The organism is Streptomyces viridochromogenes (assembly GCF_001270495.1).
GTDB lineage: Bacteria > Actinomycetota > Actinomycetes > Streptomycetales > Streptomycetaceae > Streptomyces > Streptomyces viridochromogenes_A.
Window position 1 is genome coordinate 1 of sequence record NZ_LGUR01000170.1, and the last position, 240, is coordinate 240.

The window sequence follows — 240 nt, forward strand, 5'->3', positions numbered from 1 at the left end:
GGTTCCCGCAGCGCGTGTGGATCCCTGCCCTCGCCGCCGCCCGGCCACGGCGACAGCAGGGGGACGGCGAACTCCAGCCGGACCAGCTCCGGGTCCGCCTCGCGCAGGCCGGCCAGCTCGCTGCCGAAGTCCGCCAACCCACCGGTCGGCCGCGGAAAGAGGAACTCGGGAAAGTACGAGCGCACCGCGTAGGAGAACGCCTCGATCTCCCGCTTCAGCGCCGGCGACAGCTTGCGCATC

Annotated in this window: 1 pseudogene; it reads right to left on the reverse strand. The window is 72.5% G+C overall.

Annotated features, from left to right (window positions below):
* Positions 1–240: pseudogene (locus tag ADK36_RS17105) on the reverse strand (ArsR/SmtB family transcription factor); the annotation flags it as partial.